At 76.2% G+C, this 16,296-nt stretch carries 11 protein-coding genes; 4 read left to right on the forward strand and 7 right to left on the reverse strand.

The annotated features are described in order from the left end of the window. Nucleotides 1-98 precede the first annotated feature (98 nt). Together ACFC0B_RS32785 and ACFC0B_RS32790 are read right to left on the reverse strand one after the other, a co-directional pair. Nucleotides 99-857, reverse strand: a complete 759-nt coding sequence (locus ACFC0B_RS32785; protein ID WP_376094192.1) for an NUDIX domain-containing protein — start codon at nt 855-857, stop codon at nt 99-101. Between the two features lie 162 nt (nt 858-1,019). Beyond that, nucleotides 1,020-3,140, reverse strand: a complete 2,121-nt coding sequence (locus tag ACFC0B_RS32790; protein ID WP_376094264.1) for a glycogen debranching N-terminal domain-containing protein — start codon at nt 3,138-3,140, stop codon at nt 1,020-1,022. A 599-nt stretch (nt 3,141-3,739) separates the two neighbouring features. Between ACFC0B_RS32790 and ACFC0B_RS32795 the strand changes: the two genes are divergently transcribed. Further along, nucleotides 3,740-5,056: an alpha/beta fold hydrolase gene (locus tag ACFC0B_RS32795; RefSeq protein ID WP_376094195.1), complete on the forward strand. Its 1,317-nt coding sequence runs from the start codon at nt 3,740-3,742 to the stop codon at nt 5,054-5,056. A gap of 79 nt (nt 5,057-5,135) precedes the next feature. Here ACFC0B_RS32795 and ACFC0B_RS32800 read toward each other — a convergent pair whose 3' ends face one another. Beyond that, nucleotides 5,136-6,749 carry a DUF4192 domain-containing protein gene (locus ACFC0B_RS32800; RefSeq protein ID WP_376094198.1) on the reverse strand — a complete coding sequence of 538 codons (1,614 nt, stop codon included), beginning with the start codon at nt 6,747-6,749 and terminating at the stop codon, nt 5,136-5,138. A gap of 222 nt (nt 6,750-6,971) precedes the next feature. Here ACFC0B_RS32800 and ACFC0B_RS32805 point away from each other — a divergent pair, with 222 nt between their 5' ends. Both ACFC0B_RS32805 and ACFC0B_RS32810 read left to right on the forward strand, forming a co-directional pair. Next, the gene (locus tag ACFC0B_RS32805) at nt 6,972-9,179 is read left to right on the forward strand and encodes a RecQ family ATP-dependent DNA helicase (protein ID WP_376094201.1); all 2,208 of its coding nucleotides are present in this window, start codon (nt 6,972-6,974) and stop codon (nt 9,177-9,179) included. Nucleotides 9,180-9,565: 386 nt separating this feature from the next. After that, nucleotides 9,566-10,258, forward strand: coding sequence for a hypothetical protein (locus tag ACFC0B_RS32810; protein WP_376094204.1), 693 nt, complete (start codon nt 9,566-9,568; stop codon nt 10,256-10,258). 206 nt (nt 10,259-10,464) lie between these two features. Here the strand turns inward: ACFC0B_RS32810 and ACFC0B_RS32815 are convergent, their stop codons facing one another. From ACFC0B_RS32815 to ACFC0B_RS32825, 3 genes are all read right to left on the reverse strand, one after another. Next, on the reverse strand, nt 10,465-11,163 hold the full coding sequence (locus ACFC0B_RS32815; RefSeq protein WP_376094207.1) for a hypothetical protein: 699 nt from the start codon (nt 11,161-11,163) through the stop codon (nt 10,465-10,467). Nucleotides 11,164-11,263: 100 nt separating this feature from the next. After that, the gene (locus ACFC0B_RS32820; protein ID WP_376094210.1) at nt 11,264-11,974 is read right to left on the reverse strand and encodes a ribonuclease HII; all 711 of its coding nucleotides are present in this window, start codon (nt 11,972-11,974) and stop codon (nt 11,264-11,266) included. Between the two features lie 58 nt (nt 11,975-12,032). After that, a complete protein-coding gene (locus ACFC0B_RS32825; protein ID WP_376094213.1) occupies nt 12,033-12,737 on the reverse strand; it encodes a TetR-like C-terminal domain-containing protein in 705 nt (234 codons plus the stop codon). Between the two features lie 161 nt (nt 12,738-12,898). On the opposite strand from ACFC0B_RS32825, the gene ACFC0B_RS32830 reads away from it, so the two are divergent. Continuing rightward, on the forward strand, nt 12,899-14,446 hold the full coding sequence (locus ACFC0B_RS32830; RefSeq protein ID WP_376094216.1) for an MFS transporter: 1,548 nt from the start codon (nt 12,899-12,901) through the stop codon (nt 14,444-14,446). A 160-nt stretch (nt 14,447-14,606) separates the two neighbouring features. Here ACFC0B_RS32830 and ACFC0B_RS32835 read toward each other — a convergent pair whose 3' ends face one another. Further along, complete coding sequence (locus tag ACFC0B_RS32835; protein WP_376094219.1) at nt 14,607-16,229, reverse strand: DUF4153 domain-containing protein; 1,623 nt, start codon at nt 16,227-16,229, stop codon at nt 14,607-14,609. Nucleotides 16,230-16,296 lie beyond the last annotated feature (67 nt).

Consider the following 16,296-nt stretch of genomic DNA (forward strand, 5'->3'; position numbering starts at 1 on the left):
TTACGGGAGCGGCACGGGCCCACCGCCCGCACACCTCACCCGATCAGGGGACAATCCGATCCTGCGACCGAGACGTCCGGACCACCGGCCGCGACGGTTCAGGACTCCGGGCGCAGCATCGGCGGGTTGAGCACATTGGCGCCGCCGGAGGTGAACAGCTGGGCCGGGCGCCCGCCCTGACGGGTCGTCGTCCCGCCCGAGGGCAGCAGGAAGCCCGGGGTGCCGGTCACCTTGCGGTGGAAGTTCCGCGGGTCGAGGACCACGCCCCAGACCGCCTCGTAGACCCGGCGCAGCTCGCCGACGGTGAACTCGGCCGAGCAGAAGGCCGTCGCGAGCGAGGAGTACTCGATCTTGGAGCGGGCCCGCTCCACCCCGTCCGCCAGGATCAGCCCGTGGTCGAAGGCGAGCGGGACGCCGTCGATCCGGTTCGGGGCGAGGAGCTCGGTGACCGGGGCCCAACGGGCGCTGCTGGCGTCGCCGCCGGCGCGCGGGGTCGGCAGGTCGGGCGCGAGGACCAGGTAGGCCACGCTGACCACCCGCATCCGGGGGTCGCGCTGGGGGTGGCCGTAGGTGGCGAGCTGTTCCAGGTGGGCACCGGCGGTGCCGGGCGCGGCCGCGTCGTGGCCGGGCGCGGAGTAGGCGCGCAGGCCGGTCTCCTCGGCGAGCTCCCGGGAGGCGGCCTCGGCCAGCCCCTCGTCGGGGCGCACGAATCCCCCGGGGAGCGCCCAGTAGCCCTGGTAGGGCGGCTCGCCCCGGCGGACCAGCAGGGCGCACAGCGCGTGCTCGCGCACCGTCAGCACGACCAGGTCGACCGTGACTGCGAACGGGGGGAAGGCCGACGGGTCATAACGCGACATGGCGACGATCATAGTCGTCTCTCTGACGATAAGCACAGGCCCGTGGGCGGGCCGTGCTGCGGCGGCCCCTTCCGCCGTCCGCCCCGCGCGGGCCGGTGGGTTCCCGCCCGCGACCGGGCGCCGCGGGCGGGAACGGCGGCGGGGGCGGCAGTGGAGACGGCGTCAGCGGGCCACCAGCTGGAGCTCGGCGGACGCCTCCTCGACCATCGCCACGCCGATCCGGCTGACCCGCACCGAGAACGGCTCGCCGGCCACCCGCAGTCCCGTCAGTTCCAGCTCCCCGAGCGGCGCCGTGCTGGCCGGGCGGACCAGCACCCGCCCGCCGGGGACGTCCGGCCGGACCCCGGCGAGCGCGAACACCGCGTGCGCGGCCCCGGCGGCCGAGACCGCCGCCGGCCGGCAGGCCCCGGGGTGCGGCACCGGCGGGCTGCCGGGCGTCCACTGCTCCCCCGCGTACATCTCGGGCAGCCGGCCCTCGAAGTGGGCGGCGGCGCCGAGCAGACCCTCCAGCAGGGCCCCGGCCTCGTTCTCGTGGCCGGCCTCCGCGAGCCCGGCGACGGCGAGGGCGGTCTCGTGCACCCGCACCGCGCCGCTGCGGTGGCCCAGCGGGTTGAACCGGGGCGACTTGGCGCTGAGGGTGCGCAGCCCCCAGCCGCTGTCGAGTTCGGGTGCGGCCAGCCGCTGGGCGAGCAGCCTGGTCTGCTCGCGGTCCAGCAGGCTCTCGTGCCGGCCGCCGTCGGCGGAGAGACCGGGGTCGAGGAGGTGGACCAGCGAGGCGGCGACGGCGGGCAGCGGCTGGCCTCCCGGGGCGAGCCCGGCGGCGGGACGGCCGCCGGAGAGGTCGTCCACCCAGAACCGCTCGCGGAACCGGCCGCGCAGGGCGGCCGCCCAGTCGCGCCACTCCTCCGCGCCGGGTCGGCCGAAGGCCTCCAGGAGGTCGGCGCCGTGCAGGGCGGCCCGGTGCGCCTGGGCCTGCACCTCGGCGCGGGCCGGCACCGGGTGGGCCGACCGCTCCTCGACCGGGCGGCTCAGATCAGTGACGAAGCCGTCCACCAGGCCGTCGCGCAGCGCGCCGAGCGCCCGCTCGGCGGCCGGGAGGAGTTCGGCGGCCTCCGCCCGGGGCAGGCCCCAGCGCCAGGCCTCGGCCAGCACGGTGACGAACAGCAGGGTCGCCTCGGTGGCGGTGCAGGTCGGCGGCAGCTCGGGGCCGCCGTGCCGCAGCGCGCCGGGGAGCAGCCCCTCGGCGCGGTGGGGCCCCTGGCCGGGGGCGCCGGCCGGCTGCTGACGGCGGGCCAGGGCCCGCAGGGTGCCGGCGGCGAGCCGGGTGCCGAGCGGCAGGGTCAGCCGGGCCGCCCAGAGCGCGTCGGCCGGGGCGAGGCCGAACCGCCAGGGCGCGCCGGAGGCCAGGTAGAGGTCGGTGGGCCGGTCGGGGTCGGCGAACAGCAGTCCGCCGAGGGCGTCCAGGGAGCGCGACACCACCAGTCCCGCGCGGGGGTCGTCACAGCGCACCTCGGGCTCGGCCCACGGGAGCGGGACCCCGGTGCCGCGTCCGCTCGGCGGGCGCGGGGCGGGCACGGTGCTCTCCAGCGCGATCCGCAGCTCGACCGACCAGCGCGCGCCCGGCTGGACCTCCAGGTCCCAGCGCAGCACGCCGGCTCCGGCCAGCACGGCGTGCGGCGAGGGCTGGGCGCTGACCGTGGCGCTGTGGGTCGGCCCCGCCCAGCGCAGCCCGGCGGACTGCACCTGGCCGGGCAGGTCCGGGGGCCGGTGGCCGGCGGCGATCTCACCGACCGGGCCGAGGTCGGTGGCGAGCGCGATCTCCAGCGGCAGCCGGACCGGACGGCTGCCGGCGTTGCGCACCGTGACGGTCTCGACGCCGTCGGCGTGGCGCAGCCGCTCGACGGTGAGCGCCGGGTCCGGGTCGAGGTCGCCGGGGACGCGGACGGCGCCCAGGAAGCGGGCCTGGGCCGCCGAGGTCAGGGTGCCCTGGAGCGGGAGCGGCTCGACCCCGCCGAGGCGCACCTCCATCCGGGCCACCACCCGGACACCGGAGCGGTAGAAGCCGTGCAGACCGTGCCCGCGCAGCTGGCCGTCGGGGCCCGAGGCGGCCATCGCGGGCGCGTTCACGCAGAGCACCGCGTGGTGGGTGGCGGCCGGCTGCGGGCGCGGCGGCGCGGGCCGGGACGGGCCGCCGGCGCCGGCCGGCTGGGCCTGCTCCGGCCGGCCGGCCGGTCTCGGCGCGCCGACCACGCTCTCGGCGGGCGTGGCCTGTGGCGGCCTCATCGCGGTCACCGGACTCTCCTCCCCTCGGCGGTCCGGTGGCCGGTCAGGGCCGTGGGCCGCGAGCATGTTCGATCGCGTGCGTGCTGGTACCGGTCCGGCGGGCGCCCCGCCGGCCGCAGTGCCGTGTCTGGCCGTACCCGGTGCCGGGCCGTGCCAAGCGGTGCCGGGTACCGAATCGGTACCGGCCCCGCGCCGTGCGTTCCCGGGCGTGGTCGCGCCCGGCCGTCCCCGTGCCGTCCGCGCCGTACCGTCCGGCGCGCCTCCGGGCCCCGCGGCCCGCCCGCACCGGGGCCCCGTCCCCCGCGGCGCGCCCGGCGCCCGGGTACAAGCCCCCGGGGGTGAACGCCGCAGACCGGTGGCAGGTCACGCCCGCCGGTCCGCCGCGGTCCGGTTCCCGCCCGGGCCGCTGCCGCCGCCCGAGCCGCCGCCGGTCCGTCGCGCCCGGCCGCGCGGGCCGTCGGGTGCGCGGTCGCGGGCGGTGGCCGTCGGGGCGGCCCCGGGCCGCGGCCAGGATACGGTGCGGGGGTCGCGGCCCCGCCACCGGCAACCCCGTCCGGGGCCGATGCGACGGCTGTGACCAGCAGAGACCGAGGAGTTGTATGTCCACCGCCAGCCGGCTGCCCGGGATTGCCTTCACCGACCACGTCTTCCAGGTGCCGCTCGACCACGCCGCCCCGCAGGGCGAGCAGATCGAGGTGTACGCCCGCGAGGTGGTCGCCTCGGGCCGCCGCGAGGACACCGGCCTGCCCTGGCTGCTGTTCCTCCAGGGCGGCCCGGGCGGCAAGGCCGGCCGCCCGCTGGGCCGGGACGGCTGGCTGGAGCGCGCGCTCGACGACTACCGGGTCCTCCTGCTCGACCAGCGCGGCACCGGGCGGTCCACGCCCGCCACCCGGCAGACCCTGGCGCGGCGGGGCGGCGCCAAGGAGCAGGCCGACTACCTGGCGCACTTCCGGGCCGACTCGATCGTGCGGGACGCCGAGCTGATCCGCCGCCGGCTGCTCGGCGACGACCGCCGGTGGAGCGTGCTCGGTCAGAGCTTCGGCGGCTTCTGCACCCTCACCTACCTCTCCGTCGCTCCCGAGGGACTGGACCAGGCCTTCATCACCGGCGGCCTGGCCGGGCTGCGCAGCTCCGCCGACGACGTCTACCGCGCCGCCTACCCGCGTGTCGTCCGCAAGAACGAGGGCCACTACGCGCGCTTCCCGCAGGACGTCGAGGCGGTGCGGCGGATCGCCGCGCACCTCGCCGACGCCCCCGCCGTCCTGCCCGACGGCGGGCGGCTCACCGTCGAGGCGTTCCAGGCTCTCGGGCTGCTGCTCGGCGGCGGCAGCGGCTCCGGGACCCTCCACTACCTGCTGGAGGAGGCCTGGGTGGAGGGTGCGGCCGGCCCCGAACTCTCCGACACCTTCCTCGCCGGCGCCCAGGCGCAGCTCTCCTTCGCGCAGGGCCCGCTCTACGCCGTGCTGCACGAGTCGATCTACGGCCAGCGCTCGGTGGACCCGGCCGGCACCGGCTGGTCCGCCGCGCGCGTCCGCGCGGAGTTCCCGGAGTTCGACGCCCGGGCCGCGCTGGAGTCGGACGCGCCGGTGCTGTTCACCGGGGAGATGATCTACCCCTGGATGTTCGACACCGACCCGGCGCTGCGCCCGCTGAAGGAGACCGCGGAGCTGCTCGCCGCCCGCGCCGACTGGCCCGACCTCTACGACCCCGCCCGGCTGGCGGCGAACGAGGTGCCGGTGGTGGCGGCGGTGTACCACGACGACATGTACGTCGACACCGCCGACTCGCTGGAGACCGCGCGGTCCGTGCGGGGGCTGCGGACCTGGATCACCAATGAGTGGGAGCACGACGGCCTGCGGGTCAGCGGGGGCAAGGTGCTCGACCGCCTGATCGCGATGGCGCGCGGCGAGGCGTAGCGCGCCACCGCCACCGGCGCCGACCCCGGCCGCCGGGCGGGACGGGCCCGGCGGCCGGCCCGCCGCGACCGCCAGGACGTCAGCGCCCATGGCGCTCCGCCGCCGCGCCGCGCACGCCCGGGAACCGGCCCCACCGGCAGCCGCCCGCCGGAGAGGGCGACGGCCGGGGCACCGGGCGGGCGATCCGTGCCGCGCGCAGGCCGCGCTGCCGCTCCGGCGGCCGGTACCCCGCCGCCGGACCGGTGACCGAGCGGGTACCGGCCGCCGTGCACCGCACCCGCGCGGTGCGGGCCCCGGCGCCCCCACTCCCGCCGGCGGCACCGCCGGTGCCGTCCCGGCCGGGCGGCGCCCCGGACGGGTGGTCGGAGCCCGGGTCCTCGTCGGAGGACGGCCCCGACGCGGCCCCGTCGGTCGCCGTATCCTCCGCGCCCTCCACCACGACCGGACGGCCGCGCCGCCGACGGCCCCGGCGGCGGGCCTTCCCGGGAGCGGCTCCGTCGGCGGCGGGGACCGGCTCCGGGGGCGGGCCCGACGGCGGGTCGGCCTCGGCCGCCTCCTCGGCCGCCGCCCGCTCCCGCTCCTCCCGCTCGGTGCGGCGGCGGCGCTCCTCCTCCACGCTCGCCAGCAGCGTGTCCGGCGCGAACCCGCCGTTCAGCGACTCGTACAGCAGCTGTGCGAGCAGGTAGGACGGGTGGCGGCGGAGCGTGTGGCCGAGCACCACCCGCGCGGTGGCGTTGTCCCCCGCGACCCACGAGGCCCAGGCCAGCAGGGTGAGCGGCGGCGCGGCGCAGCTCTCGTAGGGCGCCACGCAGCGGGTGGCCAGGAACCGCCAGAGCCGTTGGGCGGACGCGAGCTCGTCCGGTCTGGCGTACTCGGCCGCGCGGTCCCGGACGGTCCGGTCCTGGAGCGCCAGCAGCAGCCGGGCCGCCCGGTCGTCGTCGAGCGCCGTGGCCCCGGCCATGAACTCGGCGACCGCCGCGTCGAGCAGCTCGGCGTGCCCCCGCCGGTCGATCGACGGCCGCCACCCGGGCGCGGGCCCGGCCCCGGCCCCGGCGAGGGCGCTCCGCACGGCCTCCGCCGCCGGCGGGCCGACCGGGGCCAGCCCGGCCAGGATCTCCCGGCGGCTGCCGCGCGGCGCCAGGCCGGCCACGGTCGCCGCCACCGCGACCGGGCCGGGAGCGGGCGTCCGGCGGATCGGGTGCCCCGCCGGATCGCAGCAGCCCTGCCGCGTGCAGAGGAAGGACGACCAGCGGCCCGCCGAGACGCACAGCGACTCCTTGACCCGCACCCCGCGGCCCTCGAAGGCCTGCTGCAACCGCTCCGCGAGCGGGCGCAGCCGCTCCGCCACCGGCGGGCCGTGCTGCCCGCCGGGCCCCGGCCCGACGGGATCCTGGCAGAGGTAGAGGAGGACCTGGACCGGTCTCCGGGCCTGCCGCTCGGAGAGCCCGACGAGGAGGGCGGCCGTCTCCTCGGCGGCGGCCGGCCACTCCTCGGCCGACTCGGGGATGTCCAGCCGGATCACCCCGCCCTGGTGCAGGCCGGGCGGCTGGAGGCCGACCGCGACGATGCTGTCGTCGGGGAAGAAGCCGAGCAGGTAGGGCAGCACCTCGGCCATGTCGGCCGGGCCCCGCATGGTGATCGGACGGCCGTCGGGGCCGTCGCCGAAGGGAAGCGCGATGCGCGTGTCGGTCATGGCCGGAAGGCTGCCGCAAATCTCCGGAGCCCCCGGAAACTTCCTCCGGGCCTGTGGACAAACCCGGCCTGTGGATAACTCCTCCCTCGATCGGCGTAGCGCCGAGTCACTCTCCCGGGGGAAAAACGGCTGCCGTTCAGCGGAAGAACTGACGAAACTCCTCCCCGCTCCGCCCGCTCCCCACCCGCCGCCGTTCGCCCCGTGTCGGTTCCTCGGGGTTACATGGGGGCCATGCAGCAGCCGAAGACCCACACCACCGCCACCGCCGCCGACCGCGCCGAGGTCCGGGCGCGGGCCGAGGCCGTCCTGCGCGAGCTGGCCGGCCCCGGCGCCACCCTCCGCGAGGACCAGTGGACGGCCATCGAGGCCCTGGTCGTCGACCACCGCCGGGCCCTGGTGGTGCAGCGCACCGGTTGGGGCAAGTCCGCCGTCTACTTCATCGCCACCGCGCTGCTGCGGGCACGCGGCGCCGGTCCGACGGTGATCGTCTCGCCGCTGCTCGCCCTGATGCGCAACCAGGTGGACTCGGCGGCCCGGGCCGGCATCCGCGCCCGCACCATCAACTCCGCCAACACCGACGAGTGGGACGCCGTCCAGGCCGAGGTCACCGCCGGGGAGGTGGACGTCCTGCTGGTCAGCCCCGAGCGGTTGAACAACCCGGACTTCCGCGACCACGTGCTCCCCAAGCTCGCCGCCTCCACCGGCCTGCTGGTGGTCGACGAGGCCCACTGCATCTCCGACTGGGGCCACGACTTCCGCCCCGACTACCGCCGGCTGCGCACCATGCTCGCCGAGCTCCAGCCGGGCGTCCCGGTGCTGGCCACCACCGCCACGGCCAACTCCCGGGTCACCGCCGACGTCGCCGAGCAGCTGGGCACCGGCGCGGGCGACGAGCACGCGCTCGTGCTGCGCGGCCCGCTCGACCGCGAGAGCCTCACCCTCGGCGTGCTGACCCTGCCGGACCCGGCGCACCGGCTGGCCTGGCTCGCCGACCACCTCGACCGGCTGCCCGGCTCCGGCATCGTGTACACCCTCACGGTCGCCGCCGCCGACGAGGTGACGGCCTTCCTGCGCGAACGCGGCTTCACGGTGGCCTCCTACTCGGGCCGCACCGAGGACGCCGAGCGCCGCACCGCCGAGGCCGATCTGCTGGCCAACCGGGTCAAGGCGCTGGTCGCCACCTCCGCCCTCGGCATGGGCTTCGACAAGCCGGACCTCGGCTTCGTCGTCCACCTGGGCTCCCCCAGCTCCCCGATCGCCTACTACCAGCAGGTCGGCCGGGCCGGGCGCGGGGTCGACCGGGCCGAGGTGCTGCTGCTGCCCGGCCGCGAGGACGAGGCGATCTGGCGCTACTTCGCCTCGCTCGCCTTCCCGCCCGAGGAGCAGGTCCGCCGGACCATCGACGCGCTCGCCGAGGCCGGCCGGCCGCTCTCCACCGCCGCGCTGGAACCCCGGGTGGACCTGCGCCGCACCCGGCTGGAGACCATGCTCAAGGTCCTCGACGTGGACGGCGCCGTGCGGCGGGTCAAGGGCGGCTGGACGGCCACCGGCCGGAGCTGGGCGTACGACACCGCCCGCTACGCCAAGGTGGCCGCCTCCCGGGAGGCCGAGCAGCGGGCGATGCGCGAGTACGCGGCGGCCACCGGCTGCCGGATGGAGTTCCTGCGCCGCCAGCTGGACGACGAGCAGGCCACGCCGTGCGGCCGGTGCGACAACTGCGCCGGGCCGCTGCACGGACCGGAGGTCTCGGCGCAGGCCCTGGAGGCCGCCCGGGCCGCGCTCGGCCGCCCGGGCGTCGGCTTCGAGCCGCGCCGGCTCTGGCCCACCGGCATGGACGCGCTGGGCGTCCCGCTCAAGGGCCGCATCCCGGCCGGCGAGCAGGCCGAGACGGGCCGGGCGCTCGGCCGGCTCTCCGACATCGGCTGGGGCACCCGCCTGCGCGCGCTGCTCAACGACCGGACCCCGGACGGGCCGGTCCCCGGCGAGGCGGTGGACGCCCTGGTCACCGTGCTGGCCGACTGGGCGCGCGGACCCGGCGGCTGGGCCGGCCCGGCCGCGGCCGACGGCTCCCGGCTGGAGCGGCCGGTCGGCGTGGTGACGATGGCCTCCGCCACCCGGCCCCGGCTGGTCGACAGCCTCGGTGCCAGGATCGCCGAGATCGGGCGGCTGCCGCTGCTCGGGCGGATCGAGTACGCGACCGGGCAGCCGCCGCACGGCTCGCGCAGCAACAGCGCCCAGCGGCTGAACTCGGTGGCCGGCGCGCTGGTCCTGCCGCCGGAGACGGCCTCGGCGGTGGCGGCCGCGGGCCGACCGGTGCTGCTGGTGGACGACCTGGTGGACTCCGGGTGGACGATCACCGTGGCCGCCCGGCTGCTGCGCCGTGCCGGAGCGGGCGCGGTGCTGCCGCTGGTGCTGGGGGCCCAGGGCTGACCGCCGCCCCGCGCCGACGGGCCGGATTCACCGGAAAGGAGTAATTCACGGGCACCGGGCCATCTCCGTACCCGTCCGGGACCGTCGAACAGGCAGGCGGGGAGATCACGGGAGATCGCCGCGGGAAGGAGGAACGACGGTGCTCAAGAGGCTTCACAGCGCCTTCCGGCCCGGACGGATCACGGTCCGGCGGCGTACGGACCGGTTCCGGGCGAACGTGGAATATATCCGGCAGAACGTTGGCTTTCGGGCGGCGTTCATCATTTCATCGTTGCCGCTCCACCCCATCTGCCCTGAGAATTGGACTGTACCCGGAGCCTGGTCCTTTGGATCGTGCCTCTGGCGTACGCAGGTACCCGCGAGCCCGTGGGTCGGGAAGGAGGGTCGTGATCAGCGGAATCGACCGAGGTCAGTATCCCGTCGCCCGGAGTTCGGCCCCCAGACGGGTGCTCGATCTGGAGACCTGGACGGCCTCCGGGATCCCGCTGCTCCGCGATCCGCGCGAATTCGTCCTGGAACTGCACCGGCGCCATCTGCCGCAGCCCGGCACGGTGGTGGTCGCCGTCCTGGACCCGCTGCACCGGATGACCGCCTCGGCCTCGTTCACCCCCTGGCCGCACGACACGGACGGCTGGCAGCACCGCAACGCGATCCTCGCCCACCTGCGTCAGGTCACCCCGCACGACCTGCGCCTGGCGACCGCGAAGCGGACCACCGTCCTGCTGCGCTGCCGCGAGGGCGCGACCGGCTGGACGGAGCAGGACGGCGCCTGGATGTGGGCCCTGCGGGACGCGGCCGGTCTGCACGGGCTGCGCTGCGGAGCGTATGTCGCGCTGACCCCCGCCGGCTGGCAGATCCTCGGCGACGGGCGGAGCGGACGCAATCCGCACGCGGGGTCGTGGGCGGAGGGGCCGCTACACACCGTGACGGAGCTGCCGCCGCGGACGGCGCAGGCCGCTCCGCGCGGCCAGCGGCCGCAGCGCGCCGAGCGGTCGCCGCGGTCCCGCCAGTCCGAGCGCCCCTGGGGGCCCGCCCGGGTCACCGCGATCGAACCGGCCCGGCGCACCGGCACCCGTTGACCGTCCGTCCACCCGCTCGCGGTCCGTGACGGCCCGCGCCGGGGCACCCGTGGCCCCACCACGCCCCCGGCCTCCCCGAGCACCGGCGGGCCACCGGAGACGCCGAGGCCCGGCGCCAGGAGAGGCACCGGGCCAGGACGGTCGTCGGGTCCCGTCGGGTCCCATCAGGTCCGATCACGCCAGGACTCGCGGGACCACCACAGGTCTCAGGCGGGCAGCTTGCGGGGGGTGCGGGCGCCGGCGGCCGGGCGCGGCGCGCGGACGGTGGCCGGGTCGGCTCCGCCGCAGACCACCAGCAGCGCCTCGGCGTGCTGCAGTGCCTTGGCGTACGCCGCCGCGGCGCGGTCGGCCGGGCCGCCGTTGACGGCCAGCACGACCACCGGGCGGCGGACCGGGCGGGTCAGCTCGGCGTCGGCGTAGAACACGTCGCCACCCTCGGCGAGCTGCGCCCAGTAGCGCTCCTCGCCGAAGGAGAGCTCGTGCTGCTGCCAGGGGTGCGCCGAGCCGACCGTCAGCACCAGGATGGCGCCGGGGTCGCGGCCGGCGTCCAGCAGCAGGTCGACGGTCTCGTCCGCGCGGTCCAGCGCCTCCGCCTCGGCGGCGGCGACGTGCTGGACCTCGACCGGCGCCGGGCGGGGCGCGGGTCGCGGAGGGCTGGGCTTGGGGATCGGGTTCGGGCGCGGCGAAGGCCCCGGACGGTCCGCCCGCGCGGCCGCCGCACGCGGCGGTGCGGGGCGGGGGCCCGGCACCGGGGCCGGCGTGGCACCGGCGGACGGCGGTACGGCGGTGGTCGCGCCGCCGGTGGCTGGCGCGCGGAGGGCTTGTGCGTCCGACTCGCGGGGGCTGGGAACGCCGGGGCCCGGGAGGCTCTCGTTAATCTCCGGCTCCTCGGGGAAGACAGGCATACCCGGATATCTATCAAATGCCGGTCGGACGCGCACGGGCGCCCCACCTATTGGGCACCGTGGGCCCTGCGGGCCACCCCGGGAGTTTCCAGACGTACCGTCAGAAACCGAGTGCCAGCTGTTCTCCGGCGGACTCCTCGGAGCCCGCTCCACCGGGTCCGGAAACCGTCCGGACCCGCTTCAGGTGGCGCCACTTGGGCAGCCCGTCGAGATAGGACCAGGAAAGGCGGTGCTGCTCGGTCGGCCCGAACTCCTCCAGCGCCGCCCGGTGGACCGGGGACGGGTAGCCGGCGTTGTCGGCGAAGCCGAACTCGGGGTGCGCCTCGCCGAGGTCGGCCATGAGACCGTCGCGGTGGACCTTGGCGAGCACCGAGGCGGCGGACACGCAGATGCACGACTGGTCACCCTTGATCACCGTCCGCACCCGCCAGGGGCCGCCGAGGTAGTCGTGCTTGCCGTCGAGGATCACGGCGTCCGGCTCCACCGGGAGCGCCTCCAGGGCGCGGACCGCGGCCAGCCGCAGCGCGGCGGTCATCCCGAGTTCGTCGCACTCCTGCGCCGAGGCGTGGCCGAGCGCGTACGCGGTGACCCAGTCGGCGAGCACGGGCGCGAGCGCCCGGCGGCGGAGTTCGGTGAGCAGCTTGGAGTCGGTCAGCCCCTCCGGGGGTCGGCGCAGGCCGGTGACGGCCGCACCCACGGTGACCGGCCCGGCCCAGGCGCCGCGCCCGACCTCGTCGAGGCCGACGACGACCTTGGCGCCGGCGCGGCGCAGCGAGCGCTCGACGGAGTGCGTCGGCGGGACGATGGGCATGATGGGGTCCGTTCAGCTGGTCGGACTCCAGCCTATGCCACCCGCCCGGACGCCCGGCTCAGGGCCGGATCAAGGGCACCAGCACCTCGTCGACCAGCTGGTCGACGAACTCGGGGCCGACCTGGCGGCCGCAGACCTTGACCCGGTACAGCAGCATCGCCGGCACGACGTCGGCGACCACCGGGGTGGCCGCGCCGGGCCGGACGTCGCCGCGCTCGGCGCCCCGGCGCAGGATGTCCAGGATCACGCCCTTGGTCGGCTCCAGCATCCGCTGGGCCATGAAGTCCTTGAACAGCTCCGCCTGCTCGTGGTCCAGCTCGGCCATCACCGCGCTCATCGCACCGCCCGCCCGGGAGCGCGAGACGGAGACGAAACTCTCGACGAGGTAGTGCAGTTCCGCTCGGGCGGACCCGAGGGCCGGGGTGTCGGCAGGGCGTGGCAGAGTGGAGTCCAGGGCGTCGATGACCAGTTCCACCTTGGACGCCCAACGCCGGTACAGCGCGGCCTTCCCGGTCCGCGCGGCGGCGGCGACCCCTTCCATCGTCAGCCGCGCGAAGCCGCCGGAGGTGAGCTGATCGAGCGTCGCTTCGAAGATCGCCGCCTCCAGCTCCTTCCCCCGCCGCCGGGCCGGCCGGCGCAGGGCCTCGGCAACGACCTGGACGGGGCAGGGGGCCCGCGCAGGATCGGGCTCCGACTGCCCGGCCGGGCCTGCCGGAGGGCGCGCGGAGCGGTCCGCCATCTGCCGCCGCACCAACTGATCCATCGTCACCAACCCTAAGGAACGCTTGCGTTCATAAACTATTCAGCGCTATTGTCCACAGTAGTGAACGATACCGTTCCTTCATAGCCCGCGGGACGCCGCCGGGCCGTGCCGGACCTTCGGGTCCGCAGCATACGAAGCAATAGCCAGCAGGGGGCATCAACTTGGCTATCTCCGACACGCTCAGCAAGAACTCTCCATCGCGAGGCGGCAGCAGCCCGCACAAGGGCATCACCCTGGCCGTCATCGCGGCCTCGCAGTTGATGGTGGTGCTCGACGCCACCATCGTGAACATCGCCCTGCCGCAGATCAGGGACGCGCTCGAATTCTCCACCACCAACCTGTCGTGGGTGATCAACGCCTACACGCTCACCTTCGGCGGCCTGCTGCTGCTCGGCGGGCGCGCGGGCGACATCCTCGGCCGGCGCCGGGTCTTCATCGCCGGCACGCTGCTGTTCGGCCTGGCCTCGCTGCTCGGCGGCTTCGCGCAGGACGGCGGCATGCTGCTGGCCGCCCGCGCGCTCCAGGGCATCGGCGGGGCGATCTGCTCGCCGACGGCCTTCGCCCTGATCGCCACCAACTTCGACGAGGGGCCCGAACGCAACCGGGCCTTCGGCGTGTTCTCCGCGGTGGCCGGTTCGGGCGCCGCGATCGGCCTGCTGGCCGGCGGTGTGCTCACCGAGTACCTCGACTGGCGCTGGGTCTTCTTCGTCAACGTGCCGATCGCCGTGCTGATCGCCGTCGCCGCGCCGCGCTACATCGCCGAGTCTGAGCGCCACCCGGGCCGTTTCGACCTGCCCGGCGCCCTCACCTCGACGCTCGGCCTGGTCAGCCTGGTCTACGGCTTCATCCGGGCCGCCTCGGACGGCTGGTCGGACGGGCTGACGCTCGGCTCCTTCGCCGCCGGCCTGATCCTGCTGGCCGCGTTCGTGGTCATCGAGACCCGCACCGAGCAGCCGATCACCCCGCTGAAGCTGTTCGCCGACCGGAACCGCACCGGCGGCCTGGTGATGATGCTCTGCGTGGCCGCCGCCATGTTCGGCATCTTCTTCTACATCACGCTGTTCGTGCAGGGCCCGCTGGACTACAGCCCGCTCAAGGCCGGCTTCGCGTTCATGCCGATCAGCGCGGCCATCATCGTGGCCGCCCAGCTCGCCTCCAGCCTGCAGGTCAAGTACGGCCCGAAGCCGTTCATGGCGGGTGGCGCGCTGCTGGTCACCATCGGACTCTCCTGGCTGACCTTCATGAACGCGGACAGCGGCTACGTGGACGGCATCCTCGGCCCCACGGTGGTCTTCGGCTTCGGCATGGGCCTGATCTTCGTCCCGGTGATGCTGCTCTCCGTCGCGGGCGTCTCCGGCCAGGAGACCGGCGCCGCCTCCGGCCTGCTGAACTCCATGCAGCAGATCGGCGGTTCGCTCGGCCTGTCGATCCTGACCACGGTGTTCGCGCACTACGCGACCAGCGAGGCCAAGACGCAGCTGCCCGGCTTCATGGCCACGGCCACGCCGGAGCAGAAGGCCTGGCTGATGGAGAAGCAGGAGTTCCCGAAGGGAACCACCGCGGCCAACGAGGTGCTCGCCCAGGGCATCTCGCACGGCTTCATCGTGGGCGCCGTGATGGCGGGCATCGCCTTCGTGGTCGCCGCCGTCGTGGTCAAGGCCAAGGCCGCCGACCTGCCGACGGACACCGCCGGCGTCGCGATGCACTGACCGGCCGCCCTCCCGGGGGAGGCGGACCGGACGGGCAGGGGCCGGTCGGGAGCAGCACGCTCCCGACCGGCCCCTCGCCGTCCCCCGCTCCACACACCGGCCCGGACGGTCCCACCCTCCCCGTGCCCCGCGCCCCCGTGCCCCGCGCCCCCGGCCGGGCTCAGCCCCCGAGGCTGTAGCCGCGCCGGAGCCCGACCCGGTCGCAGGCGTACTCCGTGCCCACGAGGCGGTCGACCGCCGGGCGCTCGGCGAGGATGTCCCGGGCCCGCGCCCCGGCCAGGCTGGCGGCGTACCAGGGGGTGGAGCCGATCTGCGCCAGGTCGGGGACGACGACGTTCAGCGCGCAGGTCCGGTAGTCGCCCGGCAGCCGGTCCAGGGCCGGGACGGCGTCCACCGAGAGGCTGCGGACGTTGCGCAGGTCGATCTGCCCGGTCCGCTCGAAGCGGGCCACGTTCTGCTCCGCGACCAGCGCGTCCGGCCCGATCAGCCCGTACACCGCGGCGGCCAGCGCCGCGCTGAGCACCACCGCCCGCGGCAGCCAGTCGGCCGACGGGGTCAGCCCGGACGCGATCAGCAGCAGGAAGACCACGCCCAGCCACAGTTCGACGGCCAGTACCCAGAGCCGCAGCGTGGTCAGCCCGGACGCGTCCACGTAGAACCACATCCGCCCGAGCGCCGAGGCCACCACGACCAGGGTGAGCAGGCAGAGCGCCCCCAGCAGCAGCCGCGCGAGCCGGCGGTCGGCCTCCGTCCCGCGCGGCGCCCAGCGCTTGGCGACCGCGACGACCACCAGGGTCAGCAGGGTGACCACGAGCAACTGCCAGAAGCCCTGCCGGGCGTACTCGGAGCGGCTCATCCCGGTGCGCTCCAGCACCGACTCCCCGCCCCCGAGCACCACCATCGCCTGCACCACCGCGAAGGCGCCGAACATCAGGTTCAGCGCGCCCAGCGGCAGCGCCCACTCCAGCCGGCCCCTGGCACGGCCCGGCCGGACCGGCGTGCGGTCCCAGCGGCGCGGGCCGGCCGCGATGTGGGCGAAGCCCAGCGCGGTCGCCAGGCCGAGCACGAACAGGGCGGCCCGGAAGGGGAACTCACCGAGCTCCAGGCTGGGCACCAGGCTCCCGAGCACATCGGCCATGGCCGCGTCGGCGCTGGCGAACAGACCACCGAACACGGCCAGCAGCACGGCCGCCACCGCGACGCCCTTGAGCACCGGCACCACCCGGTCGCGGCCGACCGCGCCGCGCCCGCGCAGGCCCTTCCGGGCCCAGCCCAGGGCCGGAACCAGCTGCCAGAGCAGACCCGGCAGCGCGAGCAGGACACCGCTCCAGCGCCGCCCGCCGTGCAGCGCGAGCGAGGCCAGGCCGACGGCCCAGAGCGTGCTCAGCGCCACCGGCCAGCCGGCCTCGTAGAGCGCCGGAACGGCGAGCAGGGCGAGCGCGAGCGCGCTCCACACGACGGTCCAGGCGCGGAGCCGGCGGCCGGCGGCGCGGGCGGCGATGCCCGCGCCGACGGCGGTGAGCGCCGCGCAGAGCAGCAGGTTGACGCCGAGGCCGTCCGCCAGGAGCCAGGACGCGAGCGCGCCGGTCAGCACCGCCGCGAACACCGTCCGGCCGGTGGCCGGGGCCTTGCGGTCGGGGTCGCTGGGCCGCAACCACGCGAACGGCTGCGGCGCGGGTGTCCCGGGCGCCCGGTACGGACCGGCGGCGGAACCCGCGGCGGGGCCGACGCCACCGCCGCCGGGCGGCACTCCGTCCGCCGCGGGCGTGCTGGATCCGGACATGGCTTCCCCCTCGATGGTCGGGTGGACGTGCGGAATCCACCCTCCGGGCGGTCCGCCGACAGGCACG

Source organism: Kitasatospora sp. NPDC056184, from assembly GCF_042268405.1.
Classification (GTDB): domain Bacteria; phylum Actinomycetota; class Actinomycetes; order Streptomycetales; family Streptomycetaceae; genus Kitasatospora.

Coding starts and splice junctions, on each gene's coding strand:
- ACFC0B_RS32785 (WP_376094192.1), bottom strand. CDS start 857: ATGTCGCGTTATGACCCGTCGGCCTTCCCCCCGTTCGCAGTCACGGTC.
- ACFC0B_RS32790 (WP_376094264.1), bottom strand. CDS start 3,140: ATGAGGCCGCCACAGGCCACGCCCGCCGAGAGCGTGGTCGGCGCGCCG.
- ACFC0B_RS32795 (WP_376094195.1), top strand. CDS start 3,740: ATGTCCACCGCCAGCCGGCTGCCCGGGATTGCCTTCACCGACCACGTC.
- ACFC0B_RS32800 (WP_376094198.1), bottom strand. CDS start 6,749: ATGACCGACACGCGCATCGCGCTTCCCTTCGGCGACGGCCCCGACGGC.
- ACFC0B_RS32805 (WP_376094201.1), top strand. CDS start 6,972: ATGGGGGCCATGCAGCAGCCGAAGACCCACACCACCGCCACCGCCGCC.
- ACFC0B_RS32815 (WP_376094207.1), bottom strand. CDS start 11,163: ATGCCTGTCTTCCCCGAGGAGCCGGAGATTAACGAGAGCCTCCCGGGC.
- ACFC0B_RS32820 (WP_376094210.1), bottom strand. CDS start 11,974: ATGCCCATCGTCCCGCCGACGCACTCCGTCGAGCGCTCGCTGCGCCGC.
- ACFC0B_RS32825 (WP_376094213.1), bottom strand. CDS start 12,737: ATGGATCAGTTGGTGCGGCGGCAGATGGCGGACCGCTCCGCGCGCCCT.
- ACFC0B_RS32835 (WP_376094219.1), bottom strand. CDS start 16,229: ATGTCCGGATCCAGCACGCCCGCGGCGGACGGAGTGCCGCCCGGCGGC.